Below are 19280 nucleotides of genomic sequence, written 5' to 3' on the forward strand. Positions count from 1 at the left end.
CGGTCGGTCAAGGGTGGCCGAAGGCCATCGCGAAGCGACGCGACGACGAAGGAGGAGCGCCCTTGAGGGACCGGCACGACACGGAAGGACAGTGGACTGCCGGGACGCCCCCGGACACACACCGACACCGCTCACACATACCCCGCCCTTCAAGCCCCGGCTGGCCTTGCCGGTGCCGGGTGCGCGGCTCCCGCCGCCCGCTCGTCCCGGCTGGCCCTACCGGCGCCGGGTGCACGGCCCCCGCCGCCCGCACGTTCCGCCGGCTTTCCCGCCGCCGGGTGCGTGGCCGCCCGCTCGTCCCGGCCGGCCTTGCCGACGCCGCGTGCGCGGCCCCGCCGTCCGCTCGTCCCGGCCGGCCCTACCGGCGCCGGGTGCACGGCCCCCCACCCGCACGTCCCGGTCGGACTCTCCGATGCGGAGTGCACCGGTCCCGTCCTCGCCCCGGTCGGCCTTTCCGCCCCTCATCCCCGCAGTGCGAACGACGCCCGGTCCCGCCATGCCACTCCGTCGTGGACCATCAGGTCGACCGACGAGATGCGGGTCGTGAGGGGGAGCGAGCGTGCCAGGTCGGCTTCGATCTCGGCCAGTACTTCCGGCTCCTGTCGCTGTGCGACCGTCAGATGCGGGACGACGTCCGGGAACCGGCCCCCGTACGGCTGGGCCTGCGGCCAGCGGTCGGTGATGGCGCGGGTGAGCAGCCTCAGCTGCGTGTCCGGTTCGGGGGCCAGGTACAGCACCTCCGGGAAGCGGCGGCTCTCGGCGAACCGGACGTCGAAGGCCCGGTGGCTGCCCAGGGTCTCGGCGAGCGCCGCGTGGACGGTGGCGTCGATGAGGTGCTCGTCGAGGAACGGGAAGAGCACCGTCACGTGCGCCGGGACCCCGGCGAGGGCCGAGGGGTCCAGCCGTTCGCGCCATGCGCGAACGGCTGGTTCGGCCTCGGGGACCTTCACGAGGAGGCCTGTCCGGCCCGCCTCGAAGCGGCTCGTGTCGGACGTGGCGCCGGACGGGGTGCCGGACGTGGAGCCGAGCGTGGTGTCGGGGGAGTCGGGTGCCATGACACCGGATGGTGCCACCCGGCGCCCGCCACCGCCCCGCCACCCGGCGCCCGCCCCCTCACCCCGCCTGCAGCGCCAGCGTCGGTGACAGGCGGGCCGCGCGGACTGCCGGGTAGAGGCCTGCCAGGGTGCCTATCGCCAGGGTCGAGGCGAAGCCGCCCGTCACCGCCCAGAGGGGGACCACCCAGGGGAGGTCGCCCGCCCGGGCGTAGGCCGCCGTGGCCGCAGCGCCGAGGGCGATGCCCGCCAGGCCGCCGAGGCCCGACAGGAGCAGGGACTCCGTGACGAACTGGATGCGCACCTGGCCCTTGGTCGCGCCCAGCGAACGGCGCAGGCCGATCTCGTGGCGGCGCTCCAGGACCGAGATGATCATGGTGTTCGCGACCCCGACGCCGCCCACCAGCAGGGCGATCCCGCCCAGCCCCAGCAGGAGCGTGCTGAAGGCGCCCTCCGTGGCCGCCTTCGCCTGGAGCGCCGCCGACGGGTCCGTCACCGAGACCGTGCTCGGGGACTGCGGGTTGGCCGTCGGGGCGATCAGGCTGCGGACCGCCGCCACGCGGTCGTCCGCCGAGCGCTCGTACACCGCCGTCGGGTGGCCGTCGAAGCCGAGCAGCTGCTCCGCCGCCTCCCAGCCGATCAGCGCCGAGCGCTCGATCTCCGGGGCCAGCGGGACCGGGTCCAGGATGCCGATGACCGTGAAGTACCGGCCGCCGATGAACACCTGCTGCCCCGGATCGGTGATGCCCAGCCGCTCCGCCGACACGTTCCCGAGCACCACCGACGGGTAGCGTCCGGTGGCCCCGTTCAGCCACGTCCCCTTCTGCATCCGGGCGCGCAGCACCTCCAGCAGGTCGTCCTTCGTGGCCTTGAGGCCGATGCCGCCGGTCTCCTCCTTCGGGATGTTCTCCGATCGCCGTACGGACTGCGCGACGTCGCCCGTCGTACCCACCGATTCGACCCCCTCGATACGGGAGATCATGCCCGGGGCCTCCTTCGGCAGCTTCGTGTCCTGCCCCGAGAACATCGACTGGCCCGGCGTCGCCACCAGCATGTTCGTGCCCAGCTTGTCGAGCTCGCGCAGGAGCTCGGCCTGGCTGGACGAGGACACCCCGACCACCGCGATCATCGTCGCGATGCCGATCGCGATCCCGAGCGCGGACAGGAACACCCGCATCGGCCGAGACCGCAGCCCCGCCGAGCCGACGTGCAGGACGTCCCGGGGGCCGAGGCGGGACGGGGTCAGCTTCCTGGCGGCCCTCATCGTGTTCCCGCCTCCGCCCGCGCCGTGTTCCATGTGTCCGCCACGATCTCCCCGTCCCGGATCCGCACCTGCCGCGGCAGGCTCGCCGCGATCTCCTGGTCGTGGGTGATCACGGCGATGGTGGCCCCGTCCGCGTTCAGCTCGTGCAGCAGCTCCATCACCGACTGCCCCGACGCCGAGTCCAGTGCGCCCGTCGGCTCGTCGGCCAGCAGCAGGTCCGGCTCGCCGGCCGCCGCGCGGGCGATCGCCACGCGCTGCTTCTGCCCGCCCGACAGCTCGTGCGGCCGGTGCTCCATCCTGTCCCCGAGGCCGACCCGCTCCAGCGCCCGCGCCGCCCGGCGGCCGCGCTCGGCGCGCGAGAGTCCGGAGTACAGCAGCCCCTCGGCGACGTTCGCCTGCGCGCTGATGCCCGGTACGAGGTGGAAGGACTGGAAGACGAAGCCGATATGGCGTGAGCGCAGTGCCGACAGGGCGCGGTCGGACAGGCTCGCGATGTCGTGCCCGGCGATGGCGACCGCGCCGGCGCTCGGGCGGTCGAGGGTGCCGACGATGTGCAGCAGGGTGGACTTCCCGGAGCCGGACGGGCCGACGATGGCGAGGAGCTCGCCGTTCAGGACCGTGAGGTCCACCCCGCGCAGGGCCTTGACCCCGCCCGGGTACTCCTTGGTGACGCCCGCCAGCTCCACGACGGCGCGCGCGTGCCGGTTCTCTGCGGCGGCCACTGTCGTCGTCACTGCTTCGGGATCCCCACCTGCATGCCCTCCTTGAGGGCGTCCTCCTTGACCTCGACGCGGCCCTGCCCGAACATGCCGAGCTCGACCGGGACGTCACGGACCGCGCCGTTCTCGACGACCTGGACGCCGAAGCCGCCGCCGGACAGCGCGAGGAGTGCGTTGACCGGTACGGAGAGCACGCCCTTGCGGGTCTCGCCGGTCAGCCGGATCGATACCGGGGACTGGTCCGGGCCCTTGATCTCGGAGGCGTTGTCGAGGGAGACGCTCACCTCGACCTTCGGCTTCCCGCCACCGCCGCCACCGCCGCCGCCGGACCCGCCCCCGGCGCCGTTCGGGTCGTCCGGGTTCGCCGTGCTGCCCACCGAGTCGATCTGCCCGGTCGCCTTGCCGCCGCCCGGCAGGTTCACGGTGACCTCGTCGCCGGTCTTCGCCGCGCCCGCCTTGGCCACGTCCAACTGGAACCGGACCATCCGTTCGGTTCCGGTCAGGGTCAGCACCGGCTTGCCCGGCGTCGGCTCGTCGCCGACCGCCGTGTCGTTCTTCTGGACCCGCTGCGGGCCGGCCGCGAAGGCGATGTCGTCCTTGCCGACCTCGCCGGTCTCCGCCGCCTTGTGCGCCTTCTGCCAGCGCTTGACCGCCGTCGCCGTGCCCGCCGTGAAGGTACCGTCCTCCGGGTCGAGCCCGGTCCCGTACCCGAGGGCCTGGAGGTTCCGCTTGAGCTGTCTGACGTCCTCGCCCTTGTCCCCGGTCTTCATCGGCCGGTACACGGGCGTGCTCCCGTACATCAGCCGCACGGGCTTGCCGTTGACCTCGTACAGCTTCCCGTCCCGTTCGATCGCCGCGCCGGCGCCGGCGGCCCAGGTCAGCACCCCCGGGCCGCCCGCGGCGAGCTTGCGCTCCTGCGCGTAGCCGAGGGTGCCCTCCACGCTGAGCCCGGAGCTGAGGTCCCCGCGCGTCACCGGAGCCGTCTGCTGCGGCAGCCCGTCCGCGCGCCGGTCCTTGGAACCGTCCGAGTCCCCCCGCGGCTGGGCCGTCACCGCGTACCCCCCGCCGGAGACGGCGAGTACGACGGCCAGCGAGCCCAGCAGCCACTTGCCGCGCCGCCTCACGCGGCGTCGCACTTCTTCTGGGCCTGCTCGAAGGCCTTTTCCTGGCCCTCGGGGATCTGGGTCGCGCTCATCGCGCTGCCGTTGAACTCCGGGTCGGGGATGTTCACGCCGTTGTCCCGCATGCACTTGGCCCACTTCAGGGCCTTGTCCTTCTGCTCCTGCGACATCTGGCCCGTCCCGGGGGCCTGCAGCCCGCACGCGTCGAAGGCCTTCTTCAGCGCCTCCGGATCCTCGCTGCCCGAGCCCAGCGTCATGCCGCGCGGGTCCTGGCCGGGCTCCGGGTCGGGCGCGTCCATGCCGTGCTCGCGCAGGCACTTGCGCGTCTTGAGCGCCTTGTCGGCGTCGGCGCCGCTGGCGGTTCCGCTGCCGCCGCCGCTCGACGCGTTGTTCTCGGTGGAGTCCTCCTTCTTCCCGTCCTTCCCGTCCGAACCGACACCGCCCGTGCACGCGGTGACGAAGAGGGTCAGCCCGGTGAGGGCCGCGGCCGTGGTCATGGTCATGGATCGCTTCATGCGGCCGACCCTGCACGAGAGGCGGGTTTCGCTTCCCTCTCCGATCTTGCTTATGACGAGGAAATGCGAGATTCCGGTAAAGAGGGCGGCATGCGAGTTCTGGTGGTGGAGGACGAGGAATTCCTCCGGGAGATGATCGCCGACGGGCTGCGCCGCGACGCGCTGGCCGTCGACGAGGCGGGCGACGGCCTCGAGGCCCTGCAGCGGCTGCGCCTCGGCGAGTACGACGTCCTCGTCCTCGACCGCGACCTGCCCGGCCTGCACGGCGACGAGGTCTGCCGGCACGTGGTGCGCGAGCGGCTGCTGACCCGCGTCCTGATGCTGACCGCCTCCGGGACCGTACGGGACCGGGTCGAAGGGCTCGGCCTCGGCGCCGACGACTACCTGACCAAGCCCTTCGCTTACGACGAGCTCCTCGCCCGCGTCCTGGCGCTGGGCCGGCGGGCCCGGCCGGCCCTGCCGCCGGTGCTGGATCGCTGCGGGATCGCCGTCGACACGGCCCGCAGGACCGCGACCCGCGACGGGCACCGGCTCGCGCTGTCGCGCAAGGAGTTCGCCGTGCTGGAGGCACTGCTGCGGGCCGAGGGCGCCGTGCTCGGCAACGACGACCTGATCGAGCAGGTGTGGGAGGAGGGCACCTCGTACAGCACGAACGCCGTACGGGTGACCCTCAGCAAGCTGCGGGCCAAGCTGGGCGAGCCGCCGCTGATCGAGACCGTGCCGGGCGCGGGCTACCGGATCACCGCTCCGGCGGCGGGCCCCGGCACCGCCAAGATCGCCGATCCGCGATGAGAGCAGTGCTCCATTCCGAGCGTGCCCGTCTCACCGCGCTCTACGGCTCGCTGCTCGTCCTCGCCGGCGGCGGCCTGATCACCCTGATCAACATCCTGCTGCGGGGCGGCCTCTACACCCGCATCAGCGGAGCCGTCACCACCGCCGTCCCCGGCACCGCGTTCGAACGCGCCGCCGTCGAAGGCCAACCGCTCAAGGCCGTCCCCGCCCAGCGGCTCCCGCCCGGCGCCGCCGAGCCCACCCAGGAGCAGCTCCAGACGTGGGCCGTGACCCGCAACCTGTCCTCCGCCGTCGAGTCCGCCACCCTCCACGAGCTGCTGATCGTCTCGCTCATCGCCCTCGCCGTGTTCGCCGTACCGTCGATCTGGCTGGCCTGGTGGATGGCCGGCCGCGTGCTGCGCCCCGTCGGCGTCATCACCGAAACGGCCCGCCGCCTTTCGGGGGAGAACCTGCACGAGCGGATCGGCCTCGAGGCCCCGCCCGGCGAGCTCAAGCGTCTGGCCGACACCTTCGACGGCATGCTCGACCGGATGGAGGGCCTGGTGGGCGCGCAGCGCCGGTTCGCCGCCAACGCCGCCCACGAGCTGCGAACCCCGCTCGCCGTCCAGCGGGCGGCCGCCGAGATCGGGCTGGCGGGGGACCCGCCGCCGGAGAAGGTGGCCCGGATCCGCTCCAAGCTGATCGGCGTCGCCGACTCCAGCGAGCACCTCATCGAGTCGCTGTTGCTGCTCGCGGTGTCGGAGGAGGGCCTGGAGACCACGGCCCCGGTGGACCTGGCGGCCCTGGTCGAGGCCGAACTCACGGAGGCCGCCCGGGCCGAGGCGGGCCCGGAGTCCGGCGCGGGGGCCGGGCGGCCGGGCGTCGTACGGGACCTTGCGCCGCTGGCCGTGACCGGTGACCGGGCGCTGTTGGGCCATCTGGTGCGGAACCTGCTCGGCAACGCCGTACGGCACAACCGGCCGGGCGGCCGGATCAGCGTGGCGACCTCCGCCGGCGGGGCGCTGACGGTGTCCAACACCGGCCCGGTGATCGACCCCGCCGACGTACCACGGCTGCTGGAACCGTTCCGGCGGCGGGCCGAACGGCAGCACACCGCGGGCGAGGGTGCGGGCCTCGGGCTCTCCATCGTGGCCTCGGTCGCGCGGGCGCACGGCGCGAAGCTGGTGGCGCGGGCCAATCCCGCTCCGGGCGGCGGACTGACTGTCAGGGTCCGCTTTCCGGTGGGACCCGCGCCGCTCCGGCCGCCGCCTCAAGAGTCCTGAATGTTCCGATGTGTACCGTCGGAGGCATGAGCAAGCACCCCCGCGCCCGCTCCCGTAGTCCCCGCACGTACCGCGCCGTCCGCTCGCCCCGGCGGGTCGCCATCGCCGCCGCCCTGGGCCTGTTGGCCTTCGGGGCCGGATGGGCGTACACGGCCCAGGACGACCACCGCGGCGCCACGGCCCAGGCCCGGACCGGAGACCGCCCTGGGGGCGCGGCCGCCGTGGTCGGCGCCGCCAAGCCCACCGGGCCCGCCAAGACCACCGGCTCCGCCGACCCCGCAGGCGATGCCCGCGCCGCCCGCGAGGTACGCGGCGCCCCCGGTGCACCGGCGGCATCCGGCGCTCCGGGAGCTCCGGGAGCCTCCGGCGCCACCGCAGCCCCGGACGCCCCCGCCCACGGCCTCGCCGACGTCAGCGAGGAGACCCTCGCCAGGATCCCGGCCAGCTCCCGCCAGCTCCTCCTCGTCACCGGCAAGGGGAGGGACTCCTCGGAGTCCACGGCGACCCTCTACAGCCGGCAGGCAGCCGGAGCCGACTGGGTCCGGACCACCGAGAGCTGGCCCGCGCACAACGGCGCCGGCGGCTGGAACTCGTCCGAACGCGAGGACGGGGACCTCACCACACCCGTGGGCGTGTTCACCCTGAGCGACGCCGGCGGGCTGCTGGCGAAGCCGCCGGGCACGAAGTTCCCGTACGACCACAACCGGCTCTTCGTCCCCACCGGCCGGGGCGTGAACGGTGAGTCCCTCGCGGGTGCGTTCGAATACGTCATCGCGATCGACTACAACCGCCGGACGGGGGTCTCCCCGCTGGACCTGGTCAAGCCGGAGGGCGAGGACAAGGGCGGCGGCATCTGGCTCCACGTCGACCACAACGGCCCCTCGCAGGGCTGCATCGGCATCTCGAAGGAGGCCATGAAGAAGCTCCTGACCACCCTGGACCCGGCGGCGAAGCCGGTCATCGTGATGGGACCGGCAGGCTTCTGACCGGCCGGCTCCCGACCGGCTCCTGACCGGCCGGCTTCTGGCCGGCCGGGGTCAGACCGCGAGACCGGCCGGTTCCCGACCGGCCGGTGCGGCGGCCACCCGCCGCCCCCTCAGCAGCAGCCCGATGTACGCCAGGTCGAAGACGCTGCACATGACGCCGAGCCCGAGGATGAACGGCGAGTCCTCGAGGACCCCGAAGAGCAGCGTCGGGGCGAGCGTCCCGAGCCACTTCGCGACGGCGATCACGAGGGACTGCCCGCGCGGCCCGCACCGGTCGGCGTAGAGGGCGATGAACAGCCCGGACATCAGCAGGTTCTGCAGGAACGCCGAGTAGCGGCTCGCGTCGTGCGTCCCGAAGTGCGCGACGAACAGCCACTGCACGGCGAAGCCGGTGCCGAACACGAGCACGCTCCACGCCGCGAAGAGCGGCCGTGTCACGAACGCGGGCAGCTCGGCCCGCCCGAAGCGCAGGTACGTCCAGATGATCGCGATGTCGGCGACCGCCCACACGACGTTGACGATCCCCTGCGCGGAGACCCCGCTCATGAACTCGCCCGCGGCGTACGTCGCCTCCCACGCGAAGTTCAGCGCGAGCGCGGCCACCGGCATCGCATACGTCCGGTCCCGCAGCCCGACCCGGATCGCCTCCACGTACACGACGGTCCACGCCACCCCGCTGACCAGCGTCAGAAAGAGATCCACGCGCGGCACCCTAGCCAACGCGCCCCTCCCGGCACATCCCCCGCGCACGGGCCACCCGGCGCGTGGCCGGGTCGAACCCCTTGCCTGACGGTCCGTCAGCTACGACGATGGCCCCCGGCGCCGGCGGGACGCGCATCGGCAGCCGAAGACGTGGGCGACAGACGAAGCGAGGCGGTGCGGCATGGCGCGCGTGTTTGCGGAGGGCCGGCTGGTCTACGGGATGCAGCTCCCGATCCAGTCGCAGAGCACCATCTACGCCGAGCCCTGGGAGGCCGCGGCCACCGCCGCCGACCTCGCCGAGGTGGCGCGGGCCGCCGACCGGGCCGGCTTCGGGTACGTCGCCACCTGCGACCACGTCGCCATCCCGCGCCGGCTCGCCGGACCGATGAGCACCGTCTGGTACGACCCGGTGGCCACCCTCGCCTTCCTCGCCGGGATCACCGAGCGCGTACGCCTGCTGAGCCACGTCGCGATCCCGGGCCTGCGCCACCCGCTGGTCAGCGCCAAGCAGTACGCCACCCTCGACCACCTCTCGGGCGGCCGGCTGATCCTCGGCGTCGGCGCCGGCCACGTGCAGGAGGAGTTCGAGGTCCTCGGCGTCGACTTCGCCCGCCGCGGAGCCGTCCTCGACGAGACCCTGGACGCGCTGCGCGCCGCCCTCGGGCCCGAGGAGTACCCGGAGTTCGAGGGCGAACTGTTCTCCTTCAAGGACCTCGGCCAGCTGCCCCGCCCCGCCCAGGCCCGCATCCCCGTCTGGGTGGGCGGCTCCTCGCCCGCCGCCGTGCGCCGGGCCGCCGTGCGCGGCGACGGCTGGCTCCCGCAGGGCGACCCGCGGGACAAGCTGCCGGGCCAGATCGCCCGGATCAAGGAGCTCCGCGCCGAGGCCGGGGTCGCGGACCCCATCGAGTTCGGCGCGATCACCGAGGCGCTGTACGTCGGCGAGCCCGGCTGGGACACCGGCCGCCGCGCCCTCACCGGCAAGGCGGAGGTGCTCGCCGAGTCCCTCCGCGCGTACCGGGCGCTCGGCGTGGACCAGATCCAGGTCCGTTTCCGCAGCCGCGAGCGCGCCGAACTGACCGACCAGATCGCCGCTTTCGGGGCCGAGGTCGGCCCGCTTCTCAACGACCAGTGACAACGACTAGGAGTACGGGCATGGGCAAGCTGGACGGGCGCGTCGTCGTCATCACGGGTGCGGCGCGCGGCCAGGGCGAGCAGGAAGCCCGCCTCTTCGCCGCCGAGGGGGCCAAGGTGCTCCTCGGCGACGTGCTGGACGAGCAGGGCGCCGCCGTCGCCAAGGAGATAGGCGAGGACCGCGCCCGGTACGTACGGATGGACGTGAGCCGGGAGGAGGACTGGGCGGCCGCCGTGGCCGCCGCCAAGGAGGCCTTCGGCCCGGTCGACGGCCTGGTCAACAACGCGGGCATCCTGCGCTTCAACGAGCTGGTCTCGACCCCGCTGGAGGAGTTCCAGCAGCTGGTCCAGGTCAACCAGGTCGGCGCCTTCCTCGGCATCAAGACCGTAGCCCCCGAGATCGAGGCGGCCGGCGGCGGCACCATCGTCAACACCTCCTCGTACACCGGCCTGACGGGCATGGCGTACGTCGGCTCGTACGCGGCGACCAAGGCGGCGATCGTCGGCCTGACCCGGGTGGCCGCGCTGGAGCTCGCTGCCAAGGGCATCCGGGTCAACGCGATGTGCCCGGGCGCCGTGGACACCCCGATGGCCAACCCCGGCCTGCTGGACCCGGCCAACATGAGCGACGAGGCCCGGGACGCGATGGCGGAGCTCTACCAGCGGGTCGTGCCGATGGGGCGGGTGGGCCGGCCCGACGAGGTGGCCAAGCTGGCCCTGTTCCTGAGCAGCGAGGACTCCTCGTACATCACCGGCCAGCCGTTCGTGATCGACGGCGGGTGGATGGCGGGCGTCAGCATCCTCTAGATCTTCCCTCCACCCCATCTGATGGGGCGTCAGGTATTGACGCTCCCGCTTCCGCGGTGGAACAGTCGACTCATCGAATCTGACGACACGTCAGAAGTCAAAGGACGGTGAACCCCCTTGGAATTCGGGCTCTTCGTGCAGGGATACGTGCCTGAGGCGCGGTCCAAGGTCGACCCCGAGGCAGAGCACAAGGCGCTGGTCGAGGAGACCGAGTACGTCATCCAGGCCGACAAGTCCGGCTTCAAGTACGCCTGGGCCTCCGAGCACCACTTCCTGGAGGAGTACTCCCACCTGTCGGCGAACGAGGTGTTCCTCGCCTACCTCGCCCACGCCACCGAGCGCATCCACCTCGGCTCCGGCATCTTCAACCCGCTCGCCCCGGTCAACCACCCGGTCAAGGTGGCCGAGAAGGTCACCATGCTCGACCACCTCTCCAAGGGGCGCTTCGAGTTCGGCACCGGGCGGGGCGCCGGCAGCCACGAGATCCTCGGGTTCCTGCCCGGCATCACGGACATGAACGCCACCAAGGAGATCTGGGAAGAGACCATCGCCGAGTTCCCCAAGATGTTCCTCCAGGAGGAGTACGAGGGGTTCCAGGGCAAGCACTGGTCGCTGCCGCCGCGGAAGATCTTCCCCAAGCCGTACGGCAAGGCCCACCCGGCCATGTGGTACGCCGCGGGCTCCCCGTCCTCGTACGCGATGGCTGCGAAGAAGGGCCTCGGCGTCCTCGGGTTCAGCGTCCAGAAGGTCTCCGACATGGAGTGGGTGCTGGAGCAGTACAAGACGGCCATCCAGGAGGCCAAGGCCATCGGCGCGTTCGTCAACGACAACGTGATGGTCACCTCCACCGCGATATGTGCCGAGACGCACGACAAGGCGGTGGAGATCGCGGTCAACGCGAACATGAACCGCTTCCAGTCGCTGGTCTTCCGTTACCACGACACCTTCCCGCGGCCCGAGGCGATCCCGCAGTGGCCCGAAACGCTGCCCGAGTACAACGCGGAGATCATCGAGCTGCTGATCGCCGAGGAACTGCTGATCTGCGGCGACCCGTCCGAGGTGCTCGCGCAGTGCAAGCGCTGGGAGCAGGCGGGCGCCGACCAGCTGTCGTTCGGCCTGCCGACCGGCGTCTCGTACGAGGACACGATGACCACCATCAAGCTCATCGGCGAGCACGTGATCCCGAAGATCGACACGGACCCGGTCCACCGCACGACGCGCTTCCGCCAGGCCGTCTGACCCGGCGGGGGAACAGGGGCGGCGTCTTCCCGGACCGCCGTCCCGAAACCGGCCCCGGCCGGGCGGCCACCGGCCGGGGCGCGGGGCTCGGTCCTGCGCGTGCGGCGCCGTTGCGGGGGCTCCGCCCCCGAACCCCCGCGCCTCAAACGCCGACGGGGCCGGATGCGGCTGATCCGTGCTTGCGCCTGCTGCCCGGCGGGCCGGTTGCCGCGCAGCGGCAGATCCAGGCCCGCCTACGTGCGAGGCGCGGGGTCCGGGGCGGAGCCCCAGGACGACGGCGCGCGCCGCACCACGTACCGCAACGCAGAAGGGGAGTCATGCTCGACCACCTGATCAAAGGAGCCACCGTCGTGGACGGGACGGGCGGCCCCGCGTTCACCGCCGACGTCGGGATCCGGGACGGGCGGATCGCCGTCATCGGCGAGCCGGGCACGGTCACGGAGGAGGCCCGGACCGACGAGGACGCGCACGGGCTCGTCCTGTGCCCCGGCTTCGTCGACCCCCACACGCACTACGACGCCCAGCTCTTCTGGGACCCGTACGCCACCCCCTCCATGAACCACGGCGTCACCACCGTCGCCGGCGGCAACTGCGGGTTCACCCTCGCCCCGCTCAACCCGGCCCGCCCGGAAGACGCCGACTACACCCGCCGCATGATGAGCAAGGTCGAGGGCATGGCCCTCAAGGCCCTCGAGGAAGGCGTCGACTGGACCTGGTCCGGCTTCGGCGAGTACCTCGACGCCCTCGAAGGGCGGATCGCCGTCAACGCGGGCTTCATGGTCGGCCACTGCGCACTGCGCCGGCACGTCATGGGCGCCGACGCCGTCGGCGGGCAGCCCACCCCCGAGCAGATGCAGCAGATGCTCGACCTCTTCCACGACGCCATGAACGCCGGCGCCTGGGGCCTGTCCACCACCCAGTCCGCCACCCACTCCGACGGTGACGGCGCCCCCGTGGCCTCCCGCCACGCCAAGCCCGCCGAGCTCATCGCGCTATCCAAGGCCGTCGCCGAACACGAAGGCACCCAGCTCGAAGCCATCGTCGCCGGCTGCCTCGACCAGTTCGCCGACGAGGAGATCGACCTCTTCGTCGAGATGAGCGCAGCCGCCGGCCGCCCGCTGAACTGGAACGTCCTCACCATCGACGCCGCCGTCCCCGAACGGGTGCCGCGCCAGCTCGTACCGAGCGAACGCGCCCGCAAGGCCGGCGGCCGCATCGTCGCGCTCACCATGCCGATCCTCACCCCCATGAACATGTCGCTCGGCACCTTCTGCGCGCTCAACCTGATCCCGGGCTGGGGCGAGATCCTCGGCCTGCCCGTGCCCGAGCGGATCGCGAAGCTGCGCGACGCCGGCGTACGGGCGCAGATGCTGCGCCGCGCCGACAGCAAGGAGGCCGGGGTCTTCCGGCGCCTCGCCGACTTCGGCCGCTACGTCATCGGGGACACGTACAGCAAGGAGAACGAGGGCCTGTCCGGCCGGGTCGTGGGCGACATCGCCGCCGAGCGCGGCCAAGACCCCTTCCAGTGCCTGGTCGAGATCTGCGCCAACGACGACCTGCGTACGGTGCTCTGGCCCATGCCGACCGACAACGACCCGGCGAGCTGGGCGCTGCGCGCCGAGACCTGGCAGCACGAGGACGTCATGCTCGGCGGCTCCGACGCCGGCGCGCACCTGGACCGCATGTGCGGGGCCCCGTACACCACCCGCTTCCTCGGGGACTGCCTGCGCGGCCGCAAGCTGGTGCCGCTGGAGCAGGCGGTGAAGATGCTCACCGACGACCCGGCGCAGCTGTTCGGGCTGCGCGAACGAGGACGGATCGCCGAGGGGTTCCACGCGGACCTGGTGCTGTTCGACCCGGAGCGGATCGAGGCCGGTCCGGCGACGCTCGTGCACGACCTGCCCGGCGACAGCCCGCGGCTGGACGCCCGGGCGATCGGGATCGTGTCCGTACGCGTCAACGGCGTGGAGACCATCCGCGACGACGAGGTGACGGGTGCGATCCCCGGCATCGTGCTCCGCTCGGGCCGCGACACGAGGACGGTGAGCACGCGTTGAGCGAGCCCCTGCAGCAGAAGCTGTACATCGGCGGCGAGTGGGTGGAGCCCGCCGCCGGGCACTACGAGGTGGTCAACCCGGCGGACGAATCGGTGGTCGGGCTCGCGCCCGAGGCCTCGCGCGCCCAGGTCGAGGAGGCGGCGCGCGCGGCGGCGGAGGCCTTCGAGGCCTGGTCCCGTACGGCCCCCGAGACGCGGGCGGCCATCCTCGACCGGGCCGCGGACATCATGCAGCGCGAGTACGAGCCGTGGGCGGCCCTCGCCCGCGCCGAGACGGGCGCACCGACCGGCATCGCGCGCGGGATGCAGGTCGGGGTCGGGGTCTCGCGCTTCCGGCGGTACGCGAAGGGCGCCCTCGAGCCGGTGGAGCGCGGGCTGCCGCCGCAGGTCACCGAGGCCGGCCCGATGGGGAGGGCGAGCATCCTGGGGGCGCTGGAGGTGCGCCAGCCGGTCGGCGTGGTCACCTGCATCACCTCCTACAACAACCCGTGGGCGAACCCGGCGGGCAAGGTGGCCCCGGCCCTGGCCATGGGCAACACGGTGGTGGTGAAGCCGGCCCCGCAGGATCCGCTGTCGGTGTTCAAGATGGCCGGGGCGCTGCACGAGGCGGGCGCACCGGCGGGCGTGGTGAACGTGGTCTGCGGTGCCTCGGCCGGGGTCGGCGAGGCCGCGGTGGACTCCCCGTACGTGGACATGGTGTCGTTCACCGGCTCCACGGGCGTCGGACAGCGCATCGCGGAGGTCTGCGGCCGCTCGATGAAGCGGCAGCTGATGGAGCTCGGCGGCAAGGGCGCGGCGATCGTCTTCGAGGACGCCGACCTGGACGCGGCCGTGACGGGGATCGGCACCACCTTCTCCTTCTACTCCGGCCAGATCTGCACGGCGCCGACGCGGGTGATCGTGCACCGGTCGGTGTACGAGCAGCTGGTCGAGAAGCTGACGGGCTACCTGGCCTTCATGAAGGTCGGCGACCCGGCGGCGGCGGGCACGGTGGTCGGGCCGGTGATCTCGGCCGCGCACCGCGACCGCGTGGAGTCGTACGTCGAGCTGGGGCGCAAGGAGGGCGCGCGGATCGCGTACGGCGGCGAGCGGCCGGTGGTCGGGGACGGCCGCGGCTTCTACGTGGCGCCGACGCTGCTGGTGGACTGCACGAACGACATGAGGGTGGTCCGGGAGGAGATCTTCGGGCCGGTGGTCGTGGTCGTGCCGTTCGACGGGGACGAGGACGAGGCGGTCCGGCTGGCCAACGACAGCGACTTCGGCCTGCTGAGCTACGTGTGGTCCGGGGACGCGGCGCGCGCCTTCCGGGTGGCGCGGCGGCTGCGGGCGGGCGGGGTCGGCGTGAACACGATCGGCCGGAACATGGAGGCCCCGTTCGGGGGCTTCAAGCGCTCGGGCGTCGGGCGGGACGTGGGCTCGTACGCGCTGCACGCGTACAGCGAGGTGCAGTCGATCGTCTGGGCGGGCTGAGCCGGACCGCCGGGAGCGGGCGCGGGGCCCCGGCCCCGCGCCCGCGCACGTGATGCCCAGCGGTTCACTGCGCGGTTCACTCCCCGCGGATCACTTCTCCGAGAGGTAGTCCGTGAGGACGCACCCCTTCACGAGGGCCGGCTCCTTGCGGTAGCCGCTCGGCGGGCTGAAGTCCGGGTGGCAGTTCAGGACGACCATCCCGCTCTTCGCGCTCAGCATGGCGGTCATCGTGTCCGTGCTCCGGGAGCCGACGGCGAAGTCCTGACCGATGACGAAGCCCATGTTGACGTGCCGCTTCGGGTGTTCGGCGTACTCCTTGTCGACTTCGGCCTTGAACGCGGCCTGGAAGGCCTTCGGGTCCTTGATGAGGAAGATCCCGGTGTCACCGCGGTCGTTGCACCATCCGCGCTCGGTCACGGAGTACGCCGCCCCGTACTTGTCGTCCGGGCCCTCTCCCGGGTCGTAGCCCTCCTGGGCCTTGGAGACCTCGGTGCACTTGGTGTACCTGCCCACGATGCGGGTGGCCTCGGCCATGGAGCCCGCCTTGACCAGCCCCTTGAAGCCGAGTCCGTTGCCCTTCTTGGGCGCTCCGCCGTCGCCGCCTGCACCGATGCCGCCGACCGAGGCGATGTCCCCGGCGTACGCGCCGTCGTCGCTCCCGCAGGCGGTGAGGGTGAGGAGCGCGGTGAGGGTGGTGGCGGTGGCGATGACTGTTCTGGTGCGCATGCGCGGATGATCCCCCGTGTCGATGACCTTGATCGTCGGGACTCTAGAGCGACGATCATGTCCGCGACAAACGGCCGCCCGAAAAGTCACACGGGAAACTTCCACCCCTGAACCACTGCGCCCTCGCGGCCCCGGACCGCCCCCCGGCCGGAGGCCGCGGGCGTTGCGGACCCGCGGCGCCGTGGCGCACGGGCCGTCACCCCAAAGTGCCGCCGGGCGGTGACCGGGACACCGGCGGGTCGTTCTGCACGGCATGAACGCCATGAAGCGCAGCCTTGCCGCCCTGGTCCTCTCCGGTGGCGCCCTCGCCCTGACCCCCGTCGCCGCCCACGCCGACGGGCCGAACCTTCAGGCGGCCGCCCCGCTCGCCCAGCGTGTCGGCGACATCGCCGACCACCCGGGCCAGGCCGTACAGGACACGAAGACCGCCGTGGCCGTCACCGCCTCCGCCGCCGGTTCCGCCACCAAGGCCACCGACACCTCGCTCGCGGGCGCCGGCAACGCCCTGCAGGGCCTGCCGAAGACCCCGGCGATCCGCTGACCGGCTAGGAACCCGTAGGGGTGACCAGCACCAGCGGGATCTCGCGGTCCGTCGCCGCCCGGTAGGCCCCGTACGAGGGCATTGCCGCCACCACCACCGGCCACAGGCGCTCCGCCTCGGCCGGGGTGGCCCGCCGGGCAGTCGCGGGGAAGGTCCCGGCGCCGACCTGGAGCGTGACGGCGGGGTCGCCCTCCAGGTTCAGGTACCACGCCGGGTGCCGGTCGGCGCCCGCGTTCGAAGCCGTCAGGACGTACGCGGCACCGTCCCCGTCCCCGTCCCGTACGTAGGCCAGCGCCGTGCGCCGGAGCAGCCCGGACCGCCGCCCCCGCGTGGTCAGCAGCAGGTCCGAGATCCCGGGCCGCGGCTGCCCGGCGGTCTCTTCGAAGCGCCGGATGTGCTCGGCCACCCAGGGGTTCGGGCTGTCCGTGGCCGCGGCGGCGGCGGCGGTGGTGGCCGCGCCGGCCGGGCGGATCGGGTCGGCCGGGCGGATCGGGTCGACCGTCATGCCGACGTCACCCCCGCGTGGGCGCGGTGCACCGTCGGGGTCCGGATCTCGTCCAGCACCGCCCGGGCGAAGCCGGTGTGCGCGATCCGGCCGGCGGCGTCGGCCGGGCCGAAGGCGTAGCCGCCGCCGGGCGCCCCGGCGGGAGAGAAGTCTCCGGCCGGGCTCAGCACCGCCCAGTCGAGCCGCGCCGGCGCCGCCGCCCGCAGGGCCTCGGTCCCGGCGCCGTGGCCGACGTAGAACTCCCGCCACTCCTGCGGATATCCCGGTGTGTCCATCAGCGCCGCCCCCGACCGCGTGGCCAGTACGGACGCCAGCCCGACGGACACGAGCCGCCCGACCCCGGCCTCCGCGAGGCCCGCCGCCAGCGCCCGCGCCGCCGCCGGGAAGAACTCCCCCGGGGCCGCCTGTGCGTCGTACACCGCCGCGACCGCCGCATCGTGCCCCACCGCCAGCCGGGCCACGTCGGCCGCCGAGGTCACGTCCCCGTCGCCGCGCCCCGCCTCCGTGACCTCGTACCCGCGCGCCCGCGCCTCGGCGACGACGGCCCGGCCGACCCGCCCGCGAGCGCCGAACACGATGACCTTGTTTCCCCTGCCGTTGTTCGTCATGGGGCGACCCTAGGAAAGGGCCTGGTTACCGACCGGATACCGGCCTACCGTTTGGATCATGCGTGAAGCAGAACGAGAACGAGAACGAGAACGAGAACGAGAACGGGAGCCGGAACGGGAGCCGGAACGGGAGCCACTTGACCCGGAGATGTTCGACCCCGTCTGCCCGTCACCGCTGGTCCCGTTCCGGATCGGCGACAAGTGGGCCTCGATGATCCTGCGTTGCCTCGAAGGCGGGCCCCGCCGCTTCTCGGAACTCAAGGTCCCGCTGCGCGGCATCACGTCCAAGTCCCTCACCCAGTCGCTGCGTGCCCTGGAGCGCGACGGGTTCGTCGTACGGACGCAGCAGGCACCGCCGGAGCGCCGCGTCGAGTACGCCCTCACCCCGCTCGGCCACGGCCTCCTCGGCCCGCTGGACGCGGCGTGCGACTGGACGCGCGAGCACTGGGACGAGCTCATCGACGCCCAGGAGGCGGGGCTCGCGGGCGGGTCCTCGGCCGAGTCCGTGGCCGCCCCCACGGTCGGGCCCTCAGCGGGAGTTGATCGTTGAACAGGCCATGATCCTCTGGTTGCTCAACACCCTCAGCACGTTCACCCTCGGCATCCTCCTCGTCGGCGGCTTCGTCGCCCTCGCCGTGGGCGGCAGCCTCGCCGCCCGCCGCAGATTCCCGCACCTCGCCGGCGGAGAGCACAACGAGATGGTCGGCGTCGCCCTCGGCATGTTCGGTGCCATCTACGGCATCATCCTGGCCTTCGTCGTCGTCACGCTCTGGACCCAGCTGGAGAACACCCAGACCGTCGTCGCGGCCGAGGCGACCGACCTCGCCCTCGTCGTCCGCAGCGCCGAGGCCTTCCCGCCGGCCGAACGCGCCCGCGTGGAGCGGGCGGTGGGCGACTACGTGCACGCCGTCGTCGAGATCCAGTGGCCGCTCATGCGCGACGGCAAGCCGAGCTACGAGGCCACCGCCGAGCAGACGCACGGGCTGTACAAGGCGCTCCAGGCGTACGAGCCCACCGGCACCCGCAGCGAGACCTTCTACGGTGAGGCCGCCGGCCGCCTCAACGACGTCGCCGCCCAGCGGCGGGCCCGCGTCACGATGGCCGAAACGTCCCTGCCGGTTCTGCTCCAGGTGCTGGTGTACGGGGGCGCGCTGGTGATCCTCCCGCTCACGTTCCTGTTCGGCCTGCGCAGCCTGAAGATGCAGCTGCTGTTCGTCTCGGCCGTGGCGGCGCTGATCGGCTTCAGCCTGCTGCTGGTGATGGTGCTGGACCGCCCCTTCGCGGGGGAACTCAGCGTCACCCCGGCCCCGTACAAGGAGGCGGCGCTGGCCCAGTTCTGGCGCGCCTCCTAGGGATCAGCCCCAGGTGCGGGAGCAGAGCACGAGGCGGTAGCCGTCGGGGTCGGCGACGGTGACCCCGTACTCGTCCCAGTACGGGTTGTGCGCGGCGACCCGGGTCCCGCCGTGCTCGACGAGCCGCTGGACGAGGGCCTCGTCGGGGGCTTCGCCGAGGTAGACGACGAACAGGTCGTCGACGGTGGGGGAGGGCGCGACGGGGGCGGCGGGGTCCCGGGTGAGCTCGAAGTGCCAGCCCCCGCCGGCGGGCCCGACCATCAGCAGCTCGTGTTCCCCGGGCGCGACGTCGGCGCTCCGCCACTGGACGCCAAGCCCGAGCCCGCCGACGTAGAACCGCTCGGCGGCGGCGAGGTCGAGGGAGGGCCGGGCGATGCGGATGTGGGTGCCTGAAGTGATCATGGGGGGAGGGTACGGGGGTGGGTGGTTGTG

At 72.8% G+C, this 19280-nt stretch carries 21 protein-coding genes; 11 read left to right on the top strand and 10 right to left on the bottom strand.

The genetic code is table 11. The features are described from left to right. Nucleotides 1-461 precede the first annotated feature (461 nt). From IF09_RS0137920 to IF09_RS0137940, 5 genes are read right to left on the bottom strand one after another with little or no spacing between them, the layout of a single operon-like run. Nucleotides 462-1055 carry a 2'-5' RNA ligase family protein gene (locus tag IF09_RS0137920; RefSeq protein WP_051833586.1) on the bottom strand — a complete coding sequence of 198 codons (594 nt, stop codon included), beginning with the start codon at nt 1053-1055 and terminating at the stop codon, nt 462-464. 58 nt (nt 1056-1113) lie between these two features. Then, nucleotides 1114-2316, bottom strand: a complete 1203-nt coding sequence (locus IF09_RS0137925) for an ABC transporter permease (RefSeq protein ID WP_030303856.1) — start codon at nt 2314-2316, stop codon at nt 1114-1116. Then, nucleotides 2313-3050, bottom strand: coding sequence for an ABC transporter ATP-binding protein (locus IF09_RS0137930; protein ID WP_051833588.1), 738 nt, complete (start codon nt 3048-3050; stop codon nt 2313-2315). Before IF09_RS0137930 ends, IF09_RS0137925 begins: the two co-directional genes overlap by 4 nt. Beyond that, nucleotides 3047-4159: a peptidoglycan-binding protein gene (locus IF09_RS0137935; protein ID WP_030303860.1), complete on the bottom strand. Its 1113-nt coding sequence runs from the start codon at nt 4157-4159 to the stop codon at nt 3047-3049. The genes IF09_RS0137930 and IF09_RS0137935 overlap by 4 nt, the downstream gene beginning before the upstream one ends. Then, nucleotides 4156-4659, bottom strand: a complete 504-nt coding sequence (locus tag IF09_RS0137940) for a hypothetical protein (protein ID WP_051833592.1) — start codon at nt 4657-4659, stop codon at nt 4156-4158. Before IF09_RS0137940 ends, IF09_RS0137935 begins: the two co-directional genes overlap by 4 nt. Before the next feature lie 102 nt (nt 4660-4761). On the opposite strand from IF09_RS0137940, the gene IF09_RS0137945 reads away from it, so the two are divergent. From IF09_RS0137945 to IF09_RS41310, 3 genes are read left to right on the top strand one after another with little or no spacing between them, the layout of a single operon-like run. After that, complete coding sequence (locus tag IF09_RS0137945; protein ID WP_030303864.1) at nt 4762-5463, top strand: response regulator transcription factor; 702 nt, start codon at nt 4762-4764, stop codon at nt 5461-5463. Further along, entirely contained in the window at nt 5460-6725 is a 1266-nt protein-coding gene (locus tag IF09_RS0137950) for a sensor histidine kinase (protein WP_037637107.1), read from the top strand. Before IF09_RS0137945 ends, IF09_RS0137950 begins: the two co-directional genes overlap by 4 nt. A 26-nt stretch (nt 6726-6751) precedes the next feature. Then, nucleotides 6752-7711, top strand: coding sequence for a L,D-transpeptidase family protein (locus IF09_RS41310; RefSeq protein WP_078613716.1), 960 nt, complete (start codon nt 6752-6754; stop codon nt 7709-7711). A 51-nt stretch (nt 7712-7762) separates the two neighbouring features. On the opposite strand, the gene IF09_RS0137960 is transcribed toward IF09_RS41310, so the two are convergent. Continuing rightward, nucleotides 7763-8413 (bottom strand): hypothetical protein, encoded by a 651-nt coding sequence (locus IF09_RS0137960; protein ID WP_051833594.1) that lies wholly within the window; start codon nt 8411-8413, stop codon nt 7763-7765. A 181-nt stretch (nt 8414-8594) separates the two neighbouring features. Here IF09_RS0137960 and IF09_RS0137965 point away from each other — a divergent pair, with 181 nt between their 5' ends. The 5 genes from IF09_RS0137965 to IF09_RS0137985 all read left to right on the top strand — a co-directional run bounded on the left by IF09_RS0137965 (nt 8595) and on the right by IF09_RS0137985 (nt 15116). Then, nucleotides 8595-9545: an LLM class F420-dependent oxidoreductase gene (locus IF09_RS0137965; protein WP_030303875.1), complete on the top strand. Its 951-nt coding sequence runs from the start codon at nt 8595-8597 to the stop codon at nt 9543-9545. Between the two features lie 20 nt (nt 9546-9565). Further along, a complete protein-coding gene (locus IF09_RS0137970) occupies nt 9566-10351 on the top strand; it encodes an SDR family NAD(P)-dependent oxidoreductase (protein ID WP_030303876.1) in 786 nt (261 codons plus the stop codon). A gap of 117 nt (nt 10352-10468) precedes the next feature. Continuing rightward, the gene (locus IF09_RS0137975; protein ID WP_030303877.1) at nt 10469-11590 is read left to right on the top strand and encodes an LLM class flavin-dependent oxidoreductase; all 1122 of its coding nucleotides are present in this window, start codon (nt 10469-10471) and stop codon (nt 11588-11590) included. A gap of 317 nt (nt 11591-11907) precedes the next feature. Further along, the gene (locus IF09_RS0137980) at nt 11908-13647 is read left to right on the top strand and encodes an N-acyl-D-amino-acid deacylase family protein (protein WP_030303878.1); all 1740 of its coding nucleotides are present in this window, start codon (nt 11908-11910) and stop codon (nt 13645-13647) included. Next, complete coding sequence (locus IF09_RS0137985) at nt 13644-15116, top strand: aldehyde dehydrogenase family protein (protein ID WP_030303881.1); 1473 nt, start codon at nt 13644-13646, stop codon at nt 15114-15116. Before IF09_RS0137980 ends, IF09_RS0137985 begins: the two co-directional genes overlap by 4 nt. Nucleotides 15117-15206: 90 nt before the next feature. On the opposite strand, the gene IF09_RS0137990 is transcribed toward IF09_RS0137985, so the two are convergent. Then, a complete protein-coding gene (locus tag IF09_RS0137990) occupies nt 15207-15842 on the bottom strand; it encodes a hypothetical protein (protein WP_030303883.1) in 636 nt (211 codons plus the stop codon). Nucleotides 15843-16095: 253 nt separating this feature from the next. Here IF09_RS0137990 and IF09_RS0137995 point away from each other — a divergent pair, with 253 nt between their 5' ends. Then, nucleotides 16096-16383 carry a hypothetical protein gene (locus IF09_RS0137995; RefSeq protein WP_030303885.1) on the top strand — a complete coding sequence of 96 codons (288 nt, stop codon included), beginning with the start codon at nt 16096-16098 and terminating at the stop codon, nt 16381-16383. Between the two features lie 4 nt (nt 16384-16387). Here IF09_RS0137995 and IF09_RS0138000 read toward each other — a convergent pair whose 3' ends face one another. Together IF09_RS0138000 and IF09_RS0138005 are read right to left on the bottom strand one after the other, a co-directional pair. Next, a complete protein-coding gene (locus tag IF09_RS0138000) occupies nt 16388-16888 on the bottom strand; it encodes a nitroreductase/quinone reductase family protein (protein WP_078613715.1) in 501 nt (166 codons plus the stop codon). Continuing rightward, complete coding sequence (locus tag IF09_RS0138005; RefSeq protein ID WP_030303889.1) at nt 16885-17496, bottom strand: NAD(P)H-binding protein; 612 nt, start codon at nt 17494-17496, stop codon at nt 16885-16887. Before IF09_RS0138005 ends, IF09_RS0138000 begins: the two co-directional genes overlap by 4 nt. Nucleotides 17497-17644: 148 nt before the next feature. Between IF09_RS0138005 and IF09_RS0138010 the strand changes: the two genes are divergently transcribed. Then, nucleotides 17645-18046 (top strand): winged helix-turn-helix transcriptional regulator, encoded by a 402-nt coding sequence (locus tag IF09_RS0138010; RefSeq protein ID WP_037637109.1) that lies wholly within the window; start codon nt 17645-17647, stop codon nt 18044-18046. Between the two features lie 7 nt (nt 18047-18053). Further along, the gene (locus tag IF09_RS0138015) at nt 18054-18848 is read left to right on the top strand and encodes a DUF4239 domain-containing protein (RefSeq protein ID WP_030303892.1); all 795 of its coding nucleotides are present in this window, start codon (nt 18054-18056) and stop codon (nt 18846-18848) included. Nucleotides 18849-18851: 3 nt separating this feature from the next. On the opposite strand, the gene IF09_RS0138020 is transcribed toward IF09_RS0138015, so the two are convergent. Next, the gene (locus tag IF09_RS0138020) at nt 18852-19250 is read right to left on the bottom strand and encodes a VOC family protein (protein ID WP_030303893.1); all 399 of its coding nucleotides are present in this window, start codon (nt 19248-19250) and stop codon (nt 18852-18854) included. Between the last annotated feature and the right edge of the window lie 30 nt (nt 19251-19280).

The sequence above is a fragment of the Streptomyces katrae genome (assembly GCF_000717655.1).
GTDB lineage: Bacteria > Actinomycetota > Actinomycetes > Streptomycetales > Streptomycetaceae > Streptomyces > Streptomyces katrae_B.

What these genes read in the sequence shown, in the direction of transcription:
- IF09_RS0137965 (WP_030303875.1), top strand. Translation starts at nt 8,595, where the DNA reads ATGGCGCGCGTGTTTGCGGAGGGCCGGCTGGTCTACGGGATGCAGCTC.
- IF09_RS0138020 (WP_030303893.1), bottom strand. Translation starts at nt 19,250, where the DNA reads ATGATCACTTCAGGCACCCACATCCGCATCGCCCGGCCCTCCCTCGAC.
- IF09_RS0137920 (WP_051833586.1), bottom strand. Translation starts at nt 1,055, where the DNA reads ATGGCACCCGACTCCCCCGACACCACGCTCGGCTCCACGTCCGGCACC.
- IF09_RS0137950 (WP_037637107.1), top strand. Translation starts at nt 5,460, where the DNA reads ATGAGAGCAGTGCTCCATTCCGAGCGTGCCCGTCTCACCGCGCTCTAC.
- IF09_RS0137995 (WP_030303885.1), top strand. Translation starts at nt 16,096, where the DNA reads ATGAACGCCATGAAGCGCAGCCTTGCCGCCCTGGTCCTCTCCGGTGGC.
- IF09_RS0138000 (WP_078613715.1), bottom strand. Translation starts at nt 16,888, where the DNA reads ATGACGGTCGACCCGATCCGCCCGGCCGACCCGATCCGCCCGGCCGGC.
- IF09_RS41310 (WP_078613716.1), top strand. Translation starts at nt 6,752, where the DNA reads ATGAGCAAGCACCCCCGCGCCCGCTCCCGTAGTCCCCGCACGTACCGC.
- IF09_RS0137970 (WP_030303876.1), top strand. Translation starts at nt 9,566, where the DNA reads ATGGGCAAGCTGGACGGGCGCGTCGTCGTCATCACGGGTGCGGCGCGC.
- IF09_RS0137980 (WP_030303878.1), top strand. Translation starts at nt 11,908, where the DNA reads ATGCTCGACCACCTGATCAAAGGAGCCACCGTCGTGGACGGGACGGGC.
- IF09_RS0137940 (WP_051833592.1), bottom strand. Translation starts at nt 4,659, where the DNA reads ATGACCATGACCACGGCCGCGGCCCTCACCGGGCTGACCCTCTTCGTC.
- IF09_RS0137990 (WP_030303883.1), bottom strand. Translation starts at nt 15,842, where the DNA reads ATGCGCACCAGAACAGTCATCGCCACCGCCACCACCCTCACCGCGCTC.
- IF09_RS0138015 (WP_030303892.1), top strand. Translation starts at nt 18,054, where the DNA reads ATGATCCTCTGGTTGCTCAACACCCTCAGCACGTTCACCCTCGGCATC.
- IF09_RS0137925 (WP_030303856.1), bottom strand. Translation starts at nt 2,316, where the DNA reads ATGAGGGCCGCCAGGAAGCTGACCCCGTCCCGCCTCGGCCCCCGGGAC.
- IF09_RS0137945 (WP_030303864.1), top strand. Translation starts at nt 4,762, where the DNA reads ATGCGAGTTCTGGTGGTGGAGGACGAGGAATTCCTCCGGGAGATGATC.
- IF09_RS0138010 (WP_037637109.1), top strand. Translation starts at nt 17,645, where the DNA reads ATGTTCGACCCCGTCTGCCCGTCACCGCTGGTCCCGTTCCGGATCGGC.
- IF09_RS0138005 (WP_030303889.1), bottom strand. Translation starts at nt 17,496, where the DNA reads ATGACGAACAACGGCAGGGGAAACAAGGTCATCGTGTTCGGCGCTCGC.